Below are 20,650 nucleotides of genomic sequence, written 5' to 3' on the forward strand. Positions count from 1 at the left end.
GAACGCAAACAGAACAAACCGGAAAGAAGCACAGCCAAACACACCCCCCCCCCCCCCCCCCCCCCCCCCCCCCCCCCCCCCCCCCCCCCCCCCCCCCCCCCCCCCCCCCCCCCCCCCCCACCCCCGGGGCCCGGTTTGACCCCCTCGGCCGTGCCCCGTAACCTTGACCGTCGGCGTGTCACTGAGCACGCCACATCCCCGTAAACCTCATCCTCCCGGACGCCAGGCGGGGCCGGGAGAGGTCGTCCATGCGTTGTGGGGCGGCTGGCCTTCGGGGGTGCCGTTTCTTCGAGCGAAAGAGAGATCCGCGTGTACGCCATCGTGCGCAGCGGTGGTCGCCAGCACAAGGTTGCTGTCGGCGACATCGTTGAGGTTGACAAGATTTCCACTGCCAAGGTTGGCGACACGGTCGAGCTCTCGACCCTGCTCGTTGTCGACGGCGACGCTGTGACCAGCGACCCGTGGGTGCTGGCCGGCATCAAGGTCCAGGCCGAGGTCGTGGACCACCACAAGGGCCAGAAGATCGACATTCTGCGCTACAAGAACAAGACCGGCTACCGCCGTCGGCAGGGCCACCGCCAGCAGTACACGGCGATCAAGGTCACGTCGATCCCCACGGCTGCGAAGTAAGGGACTGAGGAGACATGGCACACAAGAAGGGCGCATCGTCCACCCGGAACGGTCGCGACTCCAATGCCCAGCGGCTCGGCGTGAAGCGCTTCGGCGGTCAGGTCGTGAACGCGGGTGAGATCCTGGTCCGCCAGCGCGGCACCCACTTCCACCCCGGCGCCGGTGTCGGCCGTGGCGGCGACGACACGCTGTTCGCGCTGCAGGCCGGTGCGGTGGAGTTCGGTACCCACCGTGGCCGCAAGGTCGTGAACATCGTTCCGGTCGCCTGAATCGCCTGATTCAGCGCCGAACGCTTTCGCGAGGCGGACCTCACTTCCCGGTCGGGAAGGCGGGTCCGCCTTTCGCGTGTTGACCAGTGTGTTCGCGTGAACCCATGGGTTGACAACTGACATACCCGTAATTTTCTGGAGGCACTGAACCATGACCACCTTCGTGGACCGCGTCGAACTGCACGTCGCCGCGGGTAACGGAGGTCACGGCTGTGCCTCCGTACACCGCGAGAAGTTCAAGCCGCTCGGCGGCCCGGACGGCGGCAACGGCGGCCGTGGCGGTGACGTCATCCTCACCGTCGACCAGTCGGTGACGACGCTGCTCGACTACCACCACTCGCCGCATCGCAAGGCGACCAACGGCAAGCCCGGCGAGGGCGGCAACCGCTCCGGCAAGGACGGTCAGGACCTGGTCCTGCCGGTGCCGGACGGCACGGTCGTGCTGGACAAGGCGGGCAACGTGCTCGCCGACCTCATCGGCCACGGCACGTCGTACATCGCCGCACAGGGCGGCCGCGGTGGCCTCGGCAACGCGGCGCTGGCCTCCGCCCGCCGCAAGGCCCCCGGTTTCGCGCTGCTCGGCGAGCCCGGTGACCTGCACGACATCGTGCTGGAGCTGAAGACGGTCGCCGACGTGGCCCTCGTCGGCTACCCGAGCGCCGGCAAGTCCTCGCTGATCTCCGTGCTCAGCGCGGCCAAGCCGAAGATCGCCGACTACCCCTTCACGACGCTCGTGCCCAACCTCGGTGTCGTCACCGCCGGTTCGACCGTCTACACCATCGCCGACGTCCCCGGTCTGATCCCGGGCGCCAGCCAGGGCAAGGGCCTCGGCCTGGAGTTCCTGCGGCATGTGGAGCGGTGCAGCGTGCTGGTGCACGTCCTCGACACCGCGACCCTGGAGTCCGACCGCGACCCGCTCTCCGACCTCGACGTCATCGAGGCGGAACTGCGGGAGTACGGCGGCCTGGACAACCGGCCCCGGATCGTCGTCCTGAACAAGGTCGACGTGCCGGACGGCAAGGACCTCGCCGAGATGGTCCGCCCCGATCTGGAGGCCCGCGGCTACCGCGTCTTCGAGGTGTCGGCCGTCGCCCACATCGGGCTGCGCGAGCTGACGTTCGCGCTCGGTGAGCTGGTCGCCAAGGCGCGCGCCGCGAAGCCGAAGGAGGAGGCGACCCGGATCGTCATCCGGCCCAAGGCCGTGGACGACGCGGGCTTCACCGTCACCCGCGAGGAGGTCGGCGGCGAGCCGCTGTTCCGGGTGCGCGGTGAGAAGCCGGAGCGCTGGGTGCGCCAGACCGACTTCAACAACGACGAGGCCGTCGGCTACCTCGCCGACCGGCTCAACCGCCTCGGCGTGGAAGAGCAGCTGATGAAGGCGGGCGCCCGGGGCGGCGACGGTGTCGCGATCGGTCCCGAGGAGAACGCGGTCGTCTTCGACTGGGAGCCGACGGTCATGGCCGGCGCGGAGATGCTGGGCCGCCGCGGCGAGGACCACCGCTTCGACGCGGAGCGGCCCGCGGCACAGCGTCGCAGGGACAAGCAGGCCGAGCGGGACGAGGTGCTGCGTGAGTACGACGACTTCGACCCGTTCGAGTAGGACTGCTCGGTCGGCGGGCTTCGGCTCGTAACCGACCTGTCGTCAGACCCGTTACGCCACGAGGGTTTTCAGTGGGTTCTCTCGTGTCGTGACGGGTCTTCTGTTTGTCTGCTCTTTTGTCATGCTCGCGATTGACTTCGTTCAGCAGGCGGACCGGCCGGCCGTGGGAGTTTCCCCCTGTCCGAAGAGGCCACCGGCAAGGGAGTCAGCGCATGACCGCACCATCGCCCGACCGCCGCCGCTTTCTGACCGCCGGGGCCGCCGTCCTCGGCGCCGCGGCCTCCGCCCAGTTGTGGCTGCCTGGCACGGCCCGCGCCGCCGGCCCCCCGCTCCCCGACGGGGTGTTCACCCTCGGCGTCGCCTCCGGCGACCCGCTGCCCGACGGCATCGTGCTGTGGACCAGACTCGCGCCCGATCCGCTGAACGGCGGTGGCATGCCCGAGGCCGTCTTCCCCGTGGAGTGGGAACTCGCCGAGGACGAACGGTTCCACCGGACCGTCTGCCGGGGCACCGCCCAGGCCCGGCCCGAACTCGGCCACAGCGTCCACGTGGACGTCCGCGGGCTGCGCCCGGACCGCCCGTACTGGTACCGCTTCCGGGCCGGCGGACAGCTCTCGCCCACCGGCCGCACCCGCACCGCGCCCCATCCGTACCAGCGGGGCGGCTCGCTGCGCGTCGCCCTCGCCTCCTGCCAGAACTGGCAGCACGGCTACTTCACGCCCTACGCCGACATGCTCGCCCAGGACCCCGACGTCGTACTCTTCGTGGGCGACTACATCTACGAGTCCAGACCCTCCGCGACCGCCGTACGCCGGCATGAGGGCAGCGACGAGCCGTACACCCTCGTCCAGTACCGCAACCGGTACGCGCAGTACAAGACCGACCCCGATCTGACCGCGATGCACGCGAACGCGCCCTGGGTGGTCACCTTCGACGACCACGAGGTCGACAACGACTGGGCCGGCGAGATCCCGCAGGACCCGGACAAACAGTCGCACGACGCCTTCGTGGCCCGGCTGACCGCGGCCTTCCAGGCGTACTACGAGCACATGCCGGTGCGGGCCTCGGCGATCCCCGACGGCCCGCACATCCAGATGTACCGGCGCCTGGAGTTCGGCCGGCTGGCGCGGCTCAACGTGCTGGACACCCGGCAGTTCCGCAGCGACCAGGCGACCACGCAGGAGGGCGCCGAGTCGCCGTCGATGACCATGCTGGGCGCCGGGCAGAAGCAGTGGCTGCTGGACGGGCTGCGCGACTCCCCGGCCCGCTGGAACCTGATCGCCTCCCAGATCATGATGGCCGAGACCGATCTGCTGCTCGGCGACGGCAAGCTCTGGTACTACGACGCCTGGGACGGCTACCAGGTCGAGCGCAACGCCCTGCTGCAGGAGTTCGCCGGCGTCCGCAACCCGGTCGTGCTCAGCGGCGACCGGCACCTGACGATGATCAGCGATCTCAAGGAGGACTTCGCCGACCCGGACTCCGACGTCGTCGGCGCCGAGTTCGTCGGTACGTCCGTCTCCAGCAACGGCGACCAGGACCAGGACGCCTTCCACGCCCAGTGGGACCCGCTGAAGGCGGACAACCCGCACTGGAAGGTGATCGACGCCCACCGCGGTTACCACCTCTTCGACATCCGCCGCGACGGCATCGACGCCCAGGTCCGCGTCGTCGACACCGTCGTCAGGCCGCAGGCCACGGCGAGCACGCTGGCCCGGCTGCGGGTGGAGGCGGACGAACCGGGCGTACAGGTGGTCTGACGGCCGGACGGCACGAAACAGCACCGTGGGACTCGCCGGAGTCCCACGGTGCTCGCACGTGTGTCCCGGGTAAGCGGACCACATGAGCCGTCGTACGGGAATCGGTTCCTTGGTCGCGCCGAGACCGAAATGCTGCGGAATCTTGATGTGGAATTCCGTGGCAATGGACCGCCGGATATGAAGAACGCGTGTTCTGCCGTGCCCGGGGACGTGAAGATCGTGACACCGCCCCGCACCGGCCGCGCGGGCTTCCGTCCGGCGCGGGGCTCCCGTGCCGGACCTGTGGACTTACTCACAGCAAATTCACGGGCGTTCGCGGGGCCCCGGCCCAATCACCGGGCGTGCCAGGTGAATGACAGGTGGCGCTCACATATGCATGGGATGTCACTCACCTTGCACTGCGCTTACCGGAAGTGGGACCATTTCACGGTTCCCTGTCGCCCCAAGGTAGGTCACCTGTGTCCCAGCACATAGCCAAGCCCCGTACCACCGCAGTGATCCTGGCCGGTGGCACCGGTCAGCGGGTGGGTCTGTCGATCCCCAAGCAGCTGCTGAAGATCGCCGGCAAGGCAGTCATCGAGCACACCCTGACCACCTTCGAGAAGGCGGACTCGATCGACGACGTCATCGTGCTGATGGCGCCGGGCTACGTGCCGGACATCGAGAAGATCGTCGCCAAGGCCGGCTTCACCAAGGTGAAGAAGATCATCGAGGGCGGCTCGACGCGGAACGAGACCACCGAGCGCGCCATCACCGCCCTCGGGGAGGGCCTGGCCGAGGGTGAGGACCGCAACGTCCTCTTCCACGACGCCGTACGCCCCCTGCTGTCGCAGCGCGTCATCGACGACTGCGTGGCCGCGCTGGAGCGTTACCAGGCCGTGGACGTCGCCATCCCGTCCGCGGACACGATCATCGTGACGCGCACGCACGGCGAGGACGGCGAGTTCATCACCGAGATCCCGGACCGCTCCCGGCTGCGCCGCGGTCAGACCCCGCAGGCCTTCAAGCTGTCCACGATCCGCCGCGCCTACGAGGTCGCCGCGGGCGACCCCAACTTCCAGGCCACGGACGACTGTTCCGTCGTGCTCAAGTACCTGCCGGACGTGCCGATCCACGTCGTCGCGGGCGACGAGTACAACATGAAGGTGACGCAGCCGGTCGACGTCTTCATCGCCGACAAGCTGTTCCAGCTCGCCTCCACCGCCGCGCCCGAGCAGAACGGCGAGGAGGCCTACCGCGAGCTGCTCACCGGCAAGACGATCGTGATCTTCGGCGGCTCCTACGGCATCGGCAAGGACATCGCCGAACTCGCCGGGTCCTACGGCGCGAACGTCTACGCGCTGGGCCGCTCCACCACCGGCACCCACGTGGAGAACCCGGAGGAGGTCGACGACGCGCTGTCCAAGGCGTACGCGGAGACCGGCCGGATCGACTACGTCGTCAACACCGCGGGCGTGCTGCGCATCGGCAAGCTCGCCGAGACCGACAACGCCACCATCGAGGAGGCGCTGAAGGTCAACTACCTGGCCCCGGTGCAGATCGCCCGGTCCAGCTACAAGTACCTCGCCGAGACCAACGGCCAGCTGCTCCTCTACACCTCCAGCAGCTACACCCGCGGCCGCGCCGAGTACTCCCTGTACTCCTCCACCAAGGCCGCCATGGTGAACCTCACCCAGGCGCTGTCCGACGAGTGGGCCGGCGACGGCATCCGCGTCAACTGCATCAACCCCGAGCGCACCGCGACGCCGATGCGCACCAAGGCGTTCGGCCAGGAGCCCGCGGGCTCACTGCTCTCCTCCGAGGCCGTGGCCCGTACGTCCCTGGATGTGCTGCTGTCCGAGCTGACCGGCCACGTCATCGACGTCCGCCAGCAGGACCCGACGGCGGGAGCGGCCACGGCCTCCGGTTTCGAGCAGGCGTTGGCCACTGTTCTGGACCGCCAGGGCGGCATGTAATAATTCGTCAATAGCTTTAAGGGAATTCAGGCCTCTGCCGTCGCTCATTTACCGGGCGTTAGCAGAGGCCTGAATCCGTACATCCCCGGCATTTATGAACAAAACCGGCACTCCCCTCCCAGAGCAGGTTTCTCCGTGATATCCACCGCTATTCGCGTCGCCCGGGTGGGCAGCGCGGCCGAGCTGACCGCGGCGGCCCTCATGATCCTGGGCTTCCCGGCGCTCATGCTGGCCGCGCTCGTCCCGAGCGTTCCCGCCTTCGCGGCCCTGGCCGCCGTGACGTACCTGGCGGACCACTATCTGCACCGCAAGGGCAGCTACCTGATCAACCGCCTCAGCAAGATCCGGGCGGGTCTGTCGATCCGCTTCCTGATCCGGCAGCTGCTGCTGATCCTGCTGCTGGCCCGCCTCTCGCACGCGGACGACCTGATCTACTACGGCGCCGTCGCCTGCTTCATCGCCTTCTACGGCCTGCAGGCCCCGCACGGCGCGCTGGTCACCCTCATCCGCAACCGCCGCCGGATGCCGGTCGCCACCCGCAACATCGACCTGAAGTCCCGGATCCGCATCCCGGACGCCCCGTCGCGCCGCCTGCTGAACCGCAGCGCGGAGAAGATGCTGCACCTGGACCTGTTCGCGATGACCGGCATCGTGATCTCCGCGGGACAGGACTCCCCGGCCGCCCCGGGCTTCGTCGGCATAGGCCTCACCGTCCTCCTCGGCTCCCTGTACGTCGCCGTGCTGCTTCCGTACGTGCGCGGCCGCAAGATCCCGCCGAAGGCCGACACGGTGCTCGCCGCGGTCGACGACTGGCTGGCCTCCTACAAGCCCGAGACGGTCCTGTACTTCTCCGGCTCCAAGGACTCCGCGTACCAGGTCAACATGTGGCTGGAAACGATGGAGCAGCTGGACAGCCGGCCGCTGATCATCCTGCGTGAGCGGGTCATCCTGAACAACCTCGCGCCGACCACGGTCCCGGTCATCTGCGTGCCCGGAGGGGTGCACCTGATGAACCTGGACCTGTCCCAGGTGCGCGTCGCGCTGTACGCGGCCAACGTCGGCAAGAACATCCACCTGCTGCGCGTGCCCACCATGAAGCACGTGTTCATCGGCCACGGCGACAGCGACAAGCTCGCCAGTGTCAACCCGTTCAGCAAGGTCTACGACGAGGTCTGGACCGCGGGCCGGGCCGGCCGCGACCGTTACGCCATCGCCGACGTCGGCGTCCGCGACGAGGACATCGTCGAGGTCGGCCGCCCGCAGCTCGCCCCGATCCAGACCTGGCAGGGCGTGCCCGAGGGACGCATCCCGACGGTTCTCTACGCGCCGACCTGGGAGGGCTGGGACGGCAACCCCGGCAACACCTCGATCGTGCTCGCCGGCGAGAACATCGTGAAGAAGCTGGTCAAGGCCGATCCGCCGGTGCGTGTCCTGTACAAGCCGCACCCGTTCACCGGCACGGTCAGCAAGCAGGCCGGCGCCGCGCACCGGCGCATCACCGCGCTGGTCGAGAAGGCCGCCGCCGAGCGCGCCGCCGGCTCCGGCTTCACCGCCGACGCCGACGCCACGGCCCAGGCCAAGGGCGAGCTGGCCCGCATCGAGGCGCGGCTCGCCGAGCTGGCCGCGGCCGGCGGCGACAAGGGCGACGAGGCCGAGGCCACCCGCGAGGGCGTCGTCGACGTGGCGAAGCACGAGGAGATCGCCCGGCTGCGCGCCGAGTGGAACACCGCCTACTGGCGCTCCTTCCCGTCGTACGAGCACCGTGTCATCACGGGCGCCGAGCCGCGCCTGTACGACTGCTTCAACGTCTCCGACGCGATGGTCTCCGACATCTCCTCGGTGGTCTCCGACTTCATCGCGAGCGGCAAGCCGTACGCGGTCACCGACTCCGGCGAGCTGGGTCACGAGGAGTTCAAGCGGCAGAACACGGCCGTGCGCGCCGCGGTGATCCTGTCCAACGACGCGTCCGAGCTGGGCGGCCTGCTGGACGCCCTGCGCGACCCGTCCGCCGACCCGCTGAAGGACGCCCGCAAGGAGCTCAAGCAGTATCTGCTCGGTCCGGACGAGCCGACGTCCATCGACCGGTTCAACGCCGCGGTGGCCGACCTGGCCCTCAAGGCCGAGGCCCGCAACGTCGGCCAGCAGTCCCGGCCGGGCGCCGCGAACGCCGACCCCGCCGAGACCGCCGAGCTGACCAACGCGGTGCCCGGACAGCGGACCGCGTCCGCCGGTGACCCGGACGAGGTGAACGCGGGCTGACCGCGCCGTCACGAGGGCCGGTCCCGGGGGCGATCCCGGGGCCGGCCCTTGGTGTGTCTCTTACCGGCGAGGAGCACCTCTTACCGGCCCTACGTACTGTAGGGCGGCAGCCAGGTGGTCCATACTGAGCGAATCCTATGTGACCTACGTCACTGTTTGTCCGACGCAGGGCAACCGCTTCCATGGGAAGTCCGTCTAACACGTTGCCAATAAGGTGAAACGCGGGGAATGTTCCGGGAATGTTCCGTTGACAAGGGGGAAAAGTGACCGTCGTGACGCAGCCTGATGTGAGTGTGATCATCGGGGCGTACGAAGCGATGCCGTACCTGGTGGAGTGCCTGGCGTCCGTCGAGGCCCAGACCATCGACCCGGCACGCCTGGAGGTCATCGCGGTCGACGACGGCTCCACGGACGGCACCGCCGAGTGCCTGGACGAGTTCGCGGCGCGCGCCCCCATGTCCGTCACCGTCATCCACCAGGAGAACTCCGGCGGCCCCAGCGGCCCCCGCAACGTCGGCCTCGGCAAGGCGGCCGGGCGCTACGTCTTCTTCCTGGACGCCGACGACCGGCTCGGCCCCGAGGCCCTGCAGCGCATGGTCGCCATGGCCGACGAGAACGGCACCGACGTGGTGCTCGGCAAGGTCGAGGGCATCAACCGCACGCCGCCGAAGTCCATGTGGGGCAAGACCCTCGGCCGGACCGACGTCTTCTCCTCCAACATCAAGTTCACGCTGAGCGCGCAGAAGCTGTTCCGCCGTGAGCTGCTGGACCGGCACGGCATGCGCTTCGACGAGTCGCTGTTCACCGGTGAGGACGCCCTGTTCACCCTGGAGGCGTACCTGCGCGCGGACGGCGTCTCCGTCCTCGCCGACTACCCCTGCTACTACCTGGTCGGCCGCGACGACGGCAAGCACGTCACCAAGAGCGGCAGCTACACCCTGCGCTTCGACTCCGCGCGCGCCCTGATGAAGCTGATCGCCGACATGGTCCCGGCCGGCGACAAGCGCGACCTCCTGATGATCCGGCCCTTCCTCATCACCCTGCTGCCGCAGTTCGGGCCGAAGTTCCTCAAGGACAGCGAGGAGGTCCGCCGGCACAAGCTGGAGCTGGCCAAGCCGCTGATGGACGCCTACTGGACACCCGGAGTGGCCCGGCGCCTGAAGGTGCACGAGCGGCTGCGACTGCACCTGGTCGCCCTGCAGCGCGCCGATCTGCTGCTGGACGTCGTCGAGTTCGTCCGGGCGAAGAAGCAGGCCCCCGCGATCCTGGAGAAGCGCGGCACCCGCGTCTACCTCGTCTACCCGCACTTCCGGTCCAAGAAGGCCGGCATCGCGGACGACATCTACCTCGCCGAGCCCCGCGAGGCCCGCGTCTTCCCCGGCTACCGTGAGGCCGCGGCCAACTCCTTCCTGCGCCGCGCGCTGCGCAAGGTACGGCGCATGATGTCGGCGAAGGACTTCAAGGCGGCAGCGGCGTGACGGCGGGCGCCTGAGCGGCGTGACGCCGGGCGCCGTGACGGCGTCCCGCCGTGACGCCGGGACCTGAGCGCCGGGAGCGCCCCAGGGGCGCAGACCACCCGTGCAGCCTTCTTCCGTACGCAGACAGTGAGCGAACGGCTACGCGACGCCTGTCCGGACGCTGGACCGGTGGGCGGGCAGCGATCCACTTCGCGTAGATTGCCGTACGGGGACCCGTATCCCGTCCGGGAGCAAGAGGGGAGCAGAGGGCAAGGTGGCAAGGGCAAGGCAGGCCGTGGGCGAGGCCCGCAGGATCGTCGTCAAGGTGGGCTCCTCGTCGCTGACCACCGCAGCCGGCGGCCTGGACGCCGACCGGGTGGACGCGCTGGTCGACGTGCTGGCCAAGATCCGCAGCGGCGGCGAGCGGGAGATCGTGCTCGTCTCCTCCGGCGCCATCGCCGCCGGCCTCGCCCCGCTGGGACTGCGCCGGCGCCCCAAGGACCTCGCCCGCCAGCAGGCCGCCGCCAGCGTCGGCCAGGGCCTGCTCGTCGCCCGCTACACCGCGTCCTTCGCCCGCTACGGCGTCCGTGTCGGCCAAGTCCTGCTCACCAGCGACGACATGAGCCGCCGCGCCCACCACCGCAACGCCTCCCGCACCCTCGACAAGCTCCTCGCGATGGGTGCCTTCCCGATCGTCAACGAGAACGACACGGTCGCCACGGACGAGATCCGCTTCGGCGACAACGACCGCCTCGCCGCCCTGGTCGCCCACCTCGTCCACGCCGACCTCCTCGTCCTGCTCTCCGACATCGACGGCGTCTACGACGGTGACCCCAGCAAGCCCGGTACGTCCCGGATAGCGGAGGTGCGCGGACCCGAGGACCTGGCCGAGGTCGAGATCGGCAGCGCGGGCAAGGCCGGCGTCGGCACCGGCGGGATGGTCACCAAGGTCGAGGCCGCCCGGATCGCGGCCGCCGCCGGCATCCCCGTGGTGCTGACCAGTGCCGTGCACGCGGCGGACGCGCTGGGCGGCGGCGACACCGGCACCTACTTCCACCCCACCGGCAAGCGCTCCGCCGACCGGCTCCTGTGGCTCCAGCACGCCTCCACCCCGCAGGGCGCGCTGACCCTGGACGACGGCGCGGTGGACGCCGTCGTGAAGCGCCGCACGTCGCTGCTGCCCGCCGGAATCGCCGCCGTGGAGGGGGAGTTCAGCGCCGGTGACCCCGTCGAACTGCGCGACACGGCGGGCCGGGCGGTGGCCCGGGGGCTCGTCAACTTCGACGCCAAGGAGATTCCCCGGCTGATCGGGCGTTCGACCCGCGAGCTGGCCCGCGAGCTCGGTCCCGCGTACGAACGCGAGGTCGTGCACCGGGACGACCTGGTGCTCCTGCACGCGTGACACCCGCGAAGCCACGGGTAGAACGGGGCGTAAGGACCGACCCCGGTGGGGGACGTTCCGTAAAACCACCACGCGGAGCCCGGCGGCCTGCTCAACTTTGTCTCTGGGACATGTTGCAGGAACACGTTCCATCAAGGGGCCGAGCGAGCCATGCGTGAAGGAGGCCGTCGTGAGACGAGCGCGCCCTGGGGCGACGTCGCGCGGGGCTCTGACGAGCGTCGCGGCCGGGGACGCCTACGAGGAGCCCACGGACCTGCCCCGGCTGTGGCACGTCACCCTCAGTGTCTCCGGGGCGCAGGTCCCCCTGCCCGACCTGCGCCGGGCCCTGGAACAGCTGGCCCATGACCACCCCTTCCTGCTGACCAGCAGATACGCCCCCGACCACGCCGAGATCCGGTACTGGGAAGAGGCCCGCGACCTGCACGACGCCGCCGCCGTGGCGCTGCGCCTGTGGGGCGAGCACCGGCAGAGCGCCGGGCTGCCCGCCTGGGAGATCGTCGGCCTGGAGGTCATCGACCGCGAGACCTACCACCACCGCATCGCCGAGGGCTACGGCCCGGCACCGGCCACGCCCGTCGGCGTGCATCCCTTCTGACCGGACCGGGATGACCGGACCGGAATGACCGGGCCGGGAAGCGCGGCCGGGAGCCGGTCGGGCAGTCCAGGGTGACCCCGGACCTCCGCGCGACGGTTCATCCCTTTTGGGGTGTCTCGCGGTGTGGGACGACGGCTGAACGGTGCCCCGCCGCGCACTACCCTTCCCCCATGACCACGCTCTCGCCGTACGACTCGATGTCCCCGGTCACCCAGGCCGCCTACCGGGCCAAGGCCGCCGCCGCCGACCTCGCGCCGCTCCCGCGCGCCGAGAAGGACGACGCGCTGCTCGCCATCGCCGACGCCCTGGAGGTCCGCACCAGCGAGATCGTCGAGGCCAACGCCAAGGACGTCGCCAAGGCCCGCGAGAACGGCACCAGCGAGGCCATCGTCGACCGGCTCACCCTCACCCCCGAGCGGATCCGCGCCATCGCCTCCGACGTCCGCGACGTGGCGAAGCTGCCCGACCCGGTCGGCGAGGTCGTCCGCGGCTCCACCCTCCCCAACGGCATCGACCTGCGCCAGGTCCGCGTCCCGCTCGGTGTCGTCGGCATCATCTACGAGGCCCGCCCCAACGTCACCGTGGACGCCGCCGCCCTCTGCCTGAAGTCCGGCAACGCCGTCCTGCTGCGTGGCTCGGCCTCCGCCTACGAGTCCAACACCGCCCTCGTCCGCGTCATCCGGGACGCCGTCGGCGGCGCCGGGCTGCCCGCCGACGCCGTCCAACTCGTGCCCGGCGAGAGCCGCGAGTCCGTCCGCGAGCTGATGCGCGCCCGCGGCCTGGTCGACGTCCTCATCCCGCGCGGCGGCGCCTCCCTCATCCAGACCGTGGTCAGCGAGTCCACCGTCCCCGTCATCGAGACCGGCACCGGCAACTGCCACGTCTACGTCGACGCCCAGGCCGACATCGACATGGCGATCGACATCCTGATCAACTCCAAGGCCCAGCGGGTCAGCGTCTGCAATGCCGCCGAGACCCTCCTCGTCCACCAGGACATCGCCCCCGAGTTCCTGCCGCGCGCCCTCGACGCCCTCGCCGAGGCCGGCGTCACCGTGCACGCCGACGAGCGCGTGCTGGCCTACGCCAAGGACTCCAAGGCGACGGTCGTGGAGGCCGTGGCCGAGGACTGGGAGACCGAGTACCTCTCGTACGACATCGCCGCCGCCGTGGTGGACTCGCTGGACAAGGCCGTCGAGCACATCCGGCTGTGGACCTCCGGCCACACCGAGGCGATCGTCACCACCTCCCAGCAGGCCGCCCGGCGCTTCACCCAGCGGGTCGACTCCACCACCGTCGCCGTCAACGCCTCCACCCGCTTCACCGACGGCGGCCAGTTCGGCTTCGGCGCGGAGATCGGCATCTCCACCCAGAAGCTGCACGCGCGTGGCCCGATGGGCCTGCCGGAGCTGACCAGCACCAAGTACATCGTCACCGGCGACGGCCACGTGCGCCCCTGAGGCTCACCCGTTCGGCCGTACGTCCCGCGGAGTGGTCGCCGCCGGGCCGCGGGGGCGCCCGCGCGTCCGAAAGGTGTCTCATCAGGCGGATGAATTTCCCTACCGTCTGCCCAAATTGACCCCCCAGGTCTACTCTGGATCCGTGCCGGAGGACGTGGGGGGCACGCCGTTCCCTGACGGCTGGGAGCCCGACGACGACCACGACCACGGGGTGTCGGACGAAGAGTTCGCCTCCGTGGTCTTCGACGAGGCCTTCATACAGGCGGCCACGGTCCACGAGCCGACCGCCGTGGAACGCCTCCTGGCCGCCGCGCAGGCCAGAGCCGAGGCCTCCGAGGCGGAGGCCCGCCGCGCCCACGCCCGGAGCGAGCGCTACGACGACGCCTACGGCCCCGACGGGACCGATTTCGGTCAAGATCCGGACGACGACGAGCTGGAGGACACCAACGTCCTCGGCGACCGCCACTTCGCCGGATACGGCAAACAGGTCCGCTGGCACCGCCCGGTGGCCTGGGTGCTCGCCGTCGTGATGGGCATCGGCATGGTCGCCCTGGCCTTCGCCGCCGTCTACCGGGGCGGCTCCGGCGACACCCGCGACGGGATACCCACGCCCGCCTCGACCGGTCTGGAGCAGGGCAGCGCCGCCGCCCCCTCCGCCTCCGCCGAGACCTCCCAGCCGGCGGCCTCGGCCATCCCGCGCTCCCCGTGAACGCCCGCCCCCACTCTTGGTGAGCACCTGTCAGAAGTTGTCGTGTAGCAGGGCGTTTACCTGAGGCCCACGAGACCTACTCTGAAAGTATGGGCGGGCCTGGAGACCCACCGGAGGGCACACCCGAGGGCGGCCCCGTAGGTGGAGAGGACGAGTACCGATCCGTCGTGTTCGACGAGTCGTTCGTCCGCGCTGCCCGCCTCCAGGAGTACTCCGCCGAGGAGCGGATGACCGACCACGCCCCCGCCGTACGCCGGCGCCCGCCCCTGCACCGCGGCCTCACCCGGCAGGTCCTGATCCTCGTGGTGCTGATCGCCATCGCCTTCGGCACCGCGGTCTACATGGGCGTCCGCCACCCCTACAGCACCCCCCAGGCCCGGCGCACCGCGGATCCCCTGCGGATCACGGTGATCCCGCTCGCCCCGATCGGCAAGGTGCCCGGCGCCACCGACGCCGAGAGCCTGTACGCGCGCAGCCCCGCCGCCCCGTACGACGCCGGCGCGGAGGGCATACCCCTGCCGGCCGCCCGCAGTACCGCCCACTTCTCCGACAGCCAGGTGGTGACCGCGCTCACCACCGCCAAGGACTACATCGTCCGCTCCTCGCTCTACCCCGAGGTGCTCACCGGCCGCCAGGTGCGCCCCGCCGAGGCCCTCCTCGACGCCGATCAGCTCGACCAGTTCGACCAGAGCCTCCACCACCCGGCAGCGGACGGCCGGCACGCCCTCACCGGCTGGCTGGTCCGCCTCGATCCCTCCCGCGTCCAGCTCGCCGACGACCGGATCCGCGTCCAGGGCGACCTGCAGGCCACCGAGGCCGACTCGGGCACGCTGGAGGTCACCGCCGACCACACCTTCGTCTACGCCCTGCGGCCCACCGGCGCCGCGGCGAACGCCCTCGTGTCCCTGTTCACCGTCCGCCGCGAGCTGACCTTCCGCTTCACCCGCGACGACCTGCGCACCCACCAGGTCCAGCTGGTCACGGCCTACGTCGAGGCGGGCCCTCTCGCCTGTGCCGAGGACTCCGCCTCCTACCTCCGCCCCCTCCTGGCCGGCCAGAGGGCCCGCACCGGCGGCCCCGCGGGCACCAACCCCTACGAGAAGGACAGCCCCACGGCCCTGTGCGGGACGCTGGCCGCTGGAGCCCAGCCGAAGGTCTAGCGGGGCGCTCTGCGGAACCGGGGTGGGACGGCGGGGGAACGGCGGGGCAGAGGAGAGGCCCTACTCCTCGTCCCGCGGGGTGTCCGTCGGGCCCTCCTTCGGCGGGGGCGGGGTCCTGAAGCCCTCGAAGCCTCGGCGGACCCGGCCGCCCAGGTCGCCCGCGCCGCCCGCGAGGTCCGTGACCAGCTTCATCAGCGGGTCCTTGGAGCCCTTCACATCGCTCGCGTAGCTGGCCGCCGACTCGCGGAAGGAGTCGCTGACCGACGTGTCCTTGTCGCCGTCACGCCGCGCGTAGTGGCCGTCCATGATCCGCTGGAAGTCGCGGGACTCGGCCCACTTCTTCAGCTCGGCGGCCCGCACGGTGGTGAACGGATGCGAGCGGGGCAGTACGTTCAGGATCTTCAGCACCGAGTCGCGCAGGTCGCCACCCGAGTCGTACTCCTCGGCCTGCTCCAGGAACGCGTCCACGTTCATCTCGTGCAGGTGGTTGCCGCCCGCTATCTTCATCAGGCCCCGCATCGACGCCCGGACGTCCTGCCCCACCAGCAGCCCCGCCCGGTCCGCGGACAGCTCCGACTTGCGGAACCACTCCCGGAGCGCCGTGATGATCGCCATGATCGCGAGGTTGCCCAGCGGGATCCAGGCCACCTTCAGCGCGAGACTGGTCAGGAACAGCAGGATCGTGCGGTACACCGAGTGCCCGGACAGCGCGTGGCCCACCTCGTGCCCGACGACCGCCCGCATCTCCTCCTCGTCGAGGAGTTCCACGAGCCCCGTGCTGACGACGATGATCGGCTCGTCCAGACCGATGCACATCGCGTTCGGCTGCGGGTCCTGCGTGACGTACATCGGCGGGACCTTCTCCAGGTCCAGGATGTAACAGGCGTCCAGCAGCATGTCGTGCAGGTGCTGGAACTGCCGCTCGGAGACGCGCACCGAGTCGGACAGGAACAGCAGTCTCAGGCTCCGTTCGGGCAGCAGCCCGCTGAGCGCCTTGAAGACGGTGTCGAAGCCGCTCAGCTTGCGCAGCGCGACCAGCGCCGAGCGGTCGGCCGGATGCTCGTAGGCACGCGAGGAGATCCCCGGGAAGCGCCTGCGCTGCCTGCTCGGCACGCGCTCGTGCCCCGTCTGCTGCGGGCCGTCGTCGGACATGTCTTCCCCCATGTGCGTGTGAGTGCCACTGTGCCCCCGAGGCGGGGCCCAGCCTAGGCGGAGATACCGTGGACGGGCAGTACAGCCGAAGGAGTCCGCTCATGGAACACCACCCCGCAGCCGCCTGGCTGACCGAGGCCGCCTCGAGCGCCGTCCAGCAGCACGGCTCGGGGAACCTCCTCCGCATCGTGCTGGTCGTCATGGCCCTGGGCTGTGTATTGACCGCCTGGTTCCTGCTGCGCGGCTACAAGAGGAAAGACGACTGACAACGGCCGGAAGTTCCGGTGGCCGTCCCCAACGGAGGAGTCGGCGTGATCGCCACGGGGCCACCCGCATACGATGAGCCGACGTCTTTATCCCGCCCACACGCGATAGGTCCTGCCGAAGATGAGCTTCCACAGCGCCGCAGCCCAGTTGGTCACCCTCGCCGCCGAGGGCGAGCAGCACGGCGGAAACCACAACAGCCTCAACCCCGCCATCACCGGCGGCAGCGCCCTGGTCATCCTGCTCCTGCTGCTGTGGATCACCACCCGCTTCAACCGCGACCGCTGAGCGGGGACCCCGTCCCCCGCGGGACGCCCGAGACCGGGCCGGTAGGGTCTGCACGCATGGGAGAGCAGGACATGCCTACCGGTCCGGCGTACGAGACCGCCGACGACACGGCGAAGCACCCGCAGGACGGACCGGGCGACGGCCCCGCGCACACGGGCAAGCGGCGCCTCGGTGTCATGGGCGGAACGTTCGATCCGATCCACCACGGGCACCTCGTGGCGGCGAGCGAGGTCGCCGCGCAGTTCCAGCTGGACGAGGTGGTGTTCGTGCCCACCGGCCAGCCGTGGCAGAAGTCCCACCGGAAGGTCTCCCCGGCGGAGGACCGCTACCTGATGACCGTCATCGCGACGGCCGAGAACCCCCAGTTCTCCGTCAGCCGCATCGACATCGACCGCGGCGGCCCCACCTACACCGTGGACACCCTGCGCGACCTGCGTGCCCTCAACCCCGACACCGACCTGTTCTTCATCACCGGCGCCGACGCCCTCGCCCAGCTGCTGACCTGGCGGGACAGCGAGGAACTGTTCTCCCTCGCCCACTTCATCGGCGTCACACGGCCCGGCCACCACCTGACCGATCCCGGTCTGCCGGAGGGCGGCGTCTCGCTCGTCGAGGTGCCGGCCATGGCCATCTCCTCCACGGACTGCCGTGCGAGAGTCGCCAACGGAGACCCCATCTGGTACATGGTGCCGGACGGAGTCGTGCGCTACATCGCCAAGCGCCAGCTGTACCGCGGCGAGTGAGCCGAGAGGGGCACCGGTGAACGACCGATACGACGCGGGTGACGGCGGCTACGGCGCCGGCCCGTACGAACTCGTCGGCTACGACGAGTACGGCCAGCCGATGTACCGGCAGGTACCGGCACAGCAGGCTCAGCAGGCGACCTACGACCCGTACGCCCAGCAGCAGGGCTACGGCTACGACCCCTACGCCACCGGACAGCAGCCGCCGGTGCCTACCTACGACTCCGGCCGGCCCGCACCGTCGTACGACCCGTACGGTTCCCAGAGCCCCTACGACCCTTACGGCACCGGTGCCCAGCACGGCACCGGCTACGACCCCTACGGGCAGGCCGCGAGCAGCGGACAGCAGCCCCGGGTCACCGAGCAGACCGCCCACATCCCCCAGCAGGCCGGTCCGGCGGAGCACCCGCACGCCCCGCCACAGCCCGAGGAGCCGCGGGGCGGGGGCGAACGCGACCACGGCACCGAGCAGTTCGCGTTCGCCGAGGAGCCGGACGGCGACTCCGAGGACGTCATCGACTGGTTGAAGTTCACCGAGAACCGCACCGAGCGCCGCGAGGAGGCCCGCCGCCGCGCCCGCAGCCGGATCATCGCCTTCCTCGTCGTCCTCGCCCTCGTCGCCGTCGGCGGCGTCGGCTACCTCTGGTACGCCGGCAAACTGCCCGGCCTGTCCTCCTCCGCTGCGAAACCCGGCGCGAGCACCCCCGTCAGCGCCCAGAAGCGCGACGTGATCGTCCTCCACCTGCACAACACCGGCAAGGGCGGCACCTCCACGGCGCTGCTGGTCGACAACACCACGACCAAGCAGGGCAGCACCGTGCTGCTGCCCAACTCCCTCGCCCTGAGCGACGACGACGGCTCCACCACCACCCTCGCCAAGTCGGTGGACGACGACGGAGCCTCCGGCACCCGCGACCAGCTCGACACCGTCCTGGGCACCAGCATCCAGGGCACCTGGCGCCTCGACACCCCCTACCTGCAGAACCTCGTCGACCTGGTCGGCAACATCGACATCGACACCAACACCGACGTGCCCGACCCGGACGCGAAGAAGAAGGGCGCCGAGCCGCTCGTCCACAAGGGCAGCGCCCAGACCCTCAGCGGCAAGATGGCCGTCGCCTACGCCACCTACCGGGCCACCGGCGAGACCCAGAACGCCCAGCTGGAGCGGTTCGGCCAGGTCATGCAGGGCGTCCTGCGCAAGCTGTCCTCCGACCCGTCGTCGGTCACGACCACCGTGCAGACCCTCGCGCAGATCCTCGACCCGCCGCTCACCGACAGGGACCTCGGCACCTTCCTCGCCAAGCTCGCCGACCTCGCCAAGAGCGGTGCCTACAAGACCGCCCTGCTGCCCGTGCAGGCCGACGGCACCCTCACCGCGAACACCAGCGACAGCGTGGTCAAGGACATCCTCGGCGGCACCGCCAAGAGCCCCGACGCCGGCTCCGCGGTCCGGGTCTCCGTGCAGAACGCCACCGGTGTGAAGGACGACACAGAAAAGGCCCGGGTGGTGCTGCTCAACGGCGGCTTCACCTTCCTGGAGGGCGGCAACGCCTCCGGCACCCAGGCCGCCTCGAAGGTGGTCTACTCGGACGCCTCCCACAAGGCGGACGCCACCGAGGTCGCCAAGACCCTCGGCCTGCCCGCCGGCTCCGTGACCAAGGGGGCCGTCTCCTCGGGCGCCGACGTCTCGGTCGTCCTCGGCCAGGACTACAGGCCCGCCGCATCCTGACGGGTCCCGCGCACCCCACGTGCCACCGTAATCACGTGGGGTGCGCCGGGCGGTCCGTGAGACCCTTGAGGTCCAGTGACCGCCGACCGAAAGCTTCGTAGTGACCGCCACCGATCGTTCTCTTGACCTCATCAACACCGCCGCCCAGGCGGCGGCCGACAAGCTCGCCCACGACGTCATCGCCTACGACGTCAGTGACGTGCTGTCGATCACGGACGCCTTCCTGCTCGCGTCCGCGCCGAACGACCGCCAGGTCAGGGCCATCGTCGACGAGATCGAGGAGCGCCTGCTGAAGGAGCTCGGCGCCAAGCCGGTGCGCCGCGAGGGCGACCGCGAGTCCCGCTGGATCCTGCTCGACTACGTCGACATCGTCGTGCACGTCCAGCACAGCGAGGAGCGCGTCTTCTACGCCCTGGAGCGGCTGTGGAAGGACTGCCCCGAGCTGGAGCTGCCCGCCGACGCCAAGGCCACCCGCGGCAAGGCCGAGGAGCACGCCAAGCTGCAGGCCGCCGAGGCCGACCAGGAGCCGGGCGGCGAGTGGTGATGAGCGCCACCGGAGAGGTGACCGACCGCAAGAGCCGCGGCCGCCGCATCATCCTGTGGCGGCACGGCCAGACCGCCTGGAACGTCGAGCGTCGCTTCCAGGGCAGCACGGACGTCGCGCTGACCGAGACCGGCATCGGTCAGGCCCGCCGTGCCGCCCGGCTGCTGGCCTCGCTGGGTCCCGACGCGATCATTTCCTCGGACCTGCAGCGGGCGGCGAACACGGCCGCCGAGCTGGCCGCCCTCACCGGCCTCGACGTCACCCGCGAGGAAGGCCTGCGCGAGACCTACGCGGGCGTCTGGCAGGGGCTGACGCACGAGGAGATCATCGCCCGCCACGGCGAGGAGTACGCCGCCTGGAAGCGTGGCGAGGCGGTCCGCCGCGGCGGCGGCGAACTGGAGACCGAGGTCGCCGACCGCGCCGCACCCGTCGTCCTGCGGCACACCGAGAAGCTGCCCGAGGACGGCACCCTCGTCGTCGTCAGTCACGGCGGCACCATCCGCACCACCATCGGCCGGCTCCTCGGCCTGGACGCCCGGCACTGGGAGAGTCTCGGCGGCCTCTCCAACTGCTGTTGGTCCGTGCTCGGCGAGGGCGCCCGCGGCTGGCGCCTGCTGGAGCACAACGCGGGCACCCTCCCGGAGCCCGTCCTCGGCGACGACGACTGAGCCGGC

The 20,650-nt window shown here is 70.4% G+C and carries 19 protein-coding genes; 18 read left to right on the forward strand and 1 reads right to left on the reverse strand.

What is annotated here, in order from left to right; translation table 11 throughout:
• The first annotated feature begins 309 nt into the window (after positions 1-309).
• The 12 genes from rplU (at position 310) to ACZ7HQ_RS01415 (ending at position 15,253) form a co-directional block, all read left to right on the forward strand.
• Positions 310-630, forward strand: a complete 321-nt coding sequence (gene rplU / locus ACZ7HQ_RS01360; RefSeq protein ID WP_009188585.1) for a 50S ribosomal protein L21 — start codon at positions 310-312, stop codon at positions 628-630.
• 14 nt (positions 631-644) lie between these two features.
• Positions 645-899 carry a 50S ribosomal protein L27 gene (rpmA, locus tag ACZ7HQ_RS01365; protein WP_023550764.1) on the forward strand — a complete coding sequence of 85 codons (255 nt, stop codon included), beginning with the start codon at positions 645-647 and terminating at the stop codon, positions 897-899.
• Between the two features lie 151 nt (positions 900-1,050).
• A complete protein-coding gene (obgE, locus tag ACZ7HQ_RS01370; protein WP_470983158.1) occupies positions 1,051-2,499 on the forward strand; it encodes a GTPase ObgE in 1,449 nt (482 codons plus the stop codon).
• Between the two features lie 212 nt (positions 2,500-2,711).
• Positions 2,712-4,259: an alkaline phosphatase D family protein gene (locus ACZ7HQ_RS01375; protein WP_470983161.1), complete on the forward strand. Its 1,548-nt coding sequence runs from the start codon at positions 2,712-2,714 to the stop codon at positions 4,257-4,259.
• A gap of 458 nt (positions 4,260-4,717) precedes the next feature.
• Positions 4,718-6,214 carry a D-ribitol-5-phosphate cytidylyltransferase gene (locus tag ACZ7HQ_RS01380; RefSeq protein ID WP_470983163.1) on the forward strand — a complete coding sequence of 499 codons (1,497 nt, stop codon included), beginning with the start codon at positions 4,718-4,720 and terminating at the stop codon, positions 6,212-6,214.
• 135 nt (positions 6,215-6,349) lie between these two features.
• Complete coding sequence (locus ACZ7HQ_RS01385; RefSeq protein ID WP_470983165.1) at positions 6,350-8,473, forward strand: hypothetical protein; 2,124 nt, start codon at positions 6,350-6,352, stop codon at positions 8,471-8,473.
• Positions 8,474-8,736: 263 nt separating this feature from the next.
• The gene (locus ACZ7HQ_RS01390) at positions 8,737-9,951 is read left to right on the forward strand and encodes a glycosyltransferase family 2 protein (protein ID WP_470983168.1); all 1,215 of its coding nucleotides are present in this window, start codon (positions 8,737-8,739) and stop codon (positions 9,949-9,951) included.
• Positions 9,952-10,225: 274 nt separating this feature from the next.
• A complete protein-coding gene (gene proB, locus ACZ7HQ_RS01395) occupies positions 10,226-11,332 on the forward strand; it encodes a glutamate 5-kinase (RefSeq protein WP_470985144.1) in 1,107 nt (368 codons plus the stop codon).
• A 169-nt stretch (positions 11,333-11,501) separates the two neighbouring features.
• On the forward strand, positions 11,502-11,927 hold the full coding sequence (locus ACZ7HQ_RS01400) for a hypothetical protein (protein ID WP_470983170.1): 426 nt from the start codon (positions 11,502-11,504) through the stop codon (positions 11,925-11,927).
• A gap of 170 nt (positions 11,928-12,097) precedes the next feature.
• Positions 12,098-13,384, forward strand: a complete 1,287-nt coding sequence (locus ACZ7HQ_RS01405; RefSeq protein ID WP_470983172.1) for a glutamate-5-semialdehyde dehydrogenase — start codon at positions 12,098-12,100, stop codon at positions 13,382-13,384.
• Between the two features lie 142 nt (positions 13,385-13,526).
• Positions 13,527-14,093, forward strand: a complete 567-nt coding sequence (locus ACZ7HQ_RS01410; protein WP_470983174.1) for an SCO2584 family spore wall biosynthesis protein — start codon at positions 13,527-13,529, stop codon at positions 14,091-14,093.
• 89 nt (positions 14,094-14,182) lie between these two features.
• Positions 14,183-15,253, forward strand: coding sequence for an SCO2583 family membrane protein (locus ACZ7HQ_RS01415; protein ID WP_470983176.1), 1,071 nt, complete (start codon positions 14,183-14,185; stop codon positions 15,251-15,253).
• Between the two features lie 60 nt (positions 15,254-15,313).
• Here ACZ7HQ_RS01415 and ACZ7HQ_RS01420 read toward each other — a convergent pair whose 3' ends face one another.
• On the reverse strand, positions 15,314-16,405 hold the full coding sequence (locus tag ACZ7HQ_RS01420) for a M48 family metallopeptidase (RefSeq protein WP_470983179.1): 1,092 nt from the start codon (positions 16,403-16,405) through the stop codon (positions 15,314-15,316).
• Positions 16,406-16,506: 101 nt separating this feature from the next.
• Between ACZ7HQ_RS01420 and ACZ7HQ_RS01425 the strand changes: the two genes are divergently transcribed.
• The 6 genes from ACZ7HQ_RS01425 (at position 16,507) to ACZ7HQ_RS01450 (ending at position 20,644) form a co-directional block, all read left to right on the forward strand.
• Entirely contained in the window at positions 16,507-16,671 is a 165-nt protein-coding gene (locus ACZ7HQ_RS01425; RefSeq protein WP_470983181.1) for a hypothetical protein, read from the forward strand.
• A gap of 121 nt (positions 16,672-16,792) precedes the next feature.
• A complete protein-coding gene (locus ACZ7HQ_RS01430) occupies positions 16,793-16,957 on the forward strand; it encodes a hypothetical protein (protein WP_470983183.1) in 165 nt (54 codons plus the stop codon).
• Between the two features lie 56 nt (positions 16,958-17,013).
• On the forward strand, positions 17,014-17,700 hold the full coding sequence (nadD, locus tag ACZ7HQ_RS01435; RefSeq protein ID WP_470983185.1) for a nicotinate-nucleotide adenylyltransferase: 687 nt from the start codon (positions 17,014-17,016) through the stop codon (positions 17,698-17,700).
• A gap of 16 nt (positions 17,701-17,716) precedes the next feature.
• Positions 17,717-19,432 (forward strand): LCP family protein, encoded by a 1,716-nt coding sequence (locus tag ACZ7HQ_RS01440; RefSeq protein WP_470983188.1) that lies wholly within the window; start codon positions 17,717-17,719, stop codon positions 19,430-19,432.
• A gap of 100 nt (positions 19,433-19,532) precedes the next feature.
• Positions 19,533-19,976: a ribosome silencing factor gene (gene rsfS, locus ACZ7HQ_RS01445; protein ID WP_470983189.1), complete on the forward strand. Its 444-nt coding sequence runs from the start codon at positions 19,533-19,535 to the stop codon at positions 19,974-19,976.
• A complete protein-coding gene (locus ACZ7HQ_RS01450) occupies positions 19,976-20,644 on the forward strand; it encodes a histidine phosphatase family protein (RefSeq protein ID WP_470983192.1) in 669 nt (222 codons plus the stop codon). Before rsfS ends, ACZ7HQ_RS01450 begins: the two co-directional genes overlap by 1 nt.
• The last annotated feature ends 6 nt before the right edge of the window (positions 20,645-20,650 follow it).

It is taken from the genome of Streptomyces sp. NPDC037290 (assembly GCF_055603245.1).

Bases quoted from the DNA above. Each gene is read 5' to 3' on its own strand.
- ACZ7HQ_RS01430 (WP_470983183.1), top strand. From the start codon at position 16,793: ATGAGCTTCCACAGCGCCGCAGCCCAGTTGGTCACCCTCGCCGCCGAG.
- ACZ7HQ_RS01420 (WP_470983179.1), bottom strand. From the start codon at position 16,405: ATGTCCGACGACGGCCCGCAGCAGACGGGGCACGAGCGCGTGCCGAGC.
- ACZ7HQ_RS01405 (WP_470983172.1), top strand. From the start codon at position 12,098: ATGACCACGCTCTCGCCGTACGACTCGATGTCCCCGGTCACCCAGGCC.
- ACZ7HQ_RS01425 (WP_470983181.1), top strand. From the start codon at position 16,507: ATGGAACACCACCCCGCAGCCGCCTGGCTGACCGAGGCCGCCTCGAGC.
- nadD (WP_470983185.1), top strand. From the start codon at position 17,014: ATGGGAGAGCAGGACATGCCTACCGGTCCGGCGTACGAGACCGCCGAC.
- ACZ7HQ_RS01450 (WP_470983192.1), top strand. From the start codon at position 19,976: ATGAGCGCCACCGGAGAGGTGACCGACCGCAAGAGCCGCGGCCGCCGC.
- obgE (WP_470983158.1), top strand. From the start codon at position 1,051: ATGACCACCTTCGTGGACCGCGTCGAACTGCACGTCGCCGCGGGTAAC.
- rpmA (WP_023550764.1), top strand. From the start codon at position 645: ATGGCACACAAGAAGGGCGCATCGTCCACCCGGAACGGTCGCGACTCC.
- ACZ7HQ_RS01415 (WP_470983176.1), top strand. From the start codon at position 14,183: ATGGGCGGGCCTGGAGACCCACCGGAGGGCACACCCGAGGGCGGCCCC.
- ACZ7HQ_RS01375 (WP_470983161.1), top strand. From the start codon at position 2,712: ATGACCGCACCATCGCCCGACCGCCGCCGCTTTCTGACCGCCGGGGCC.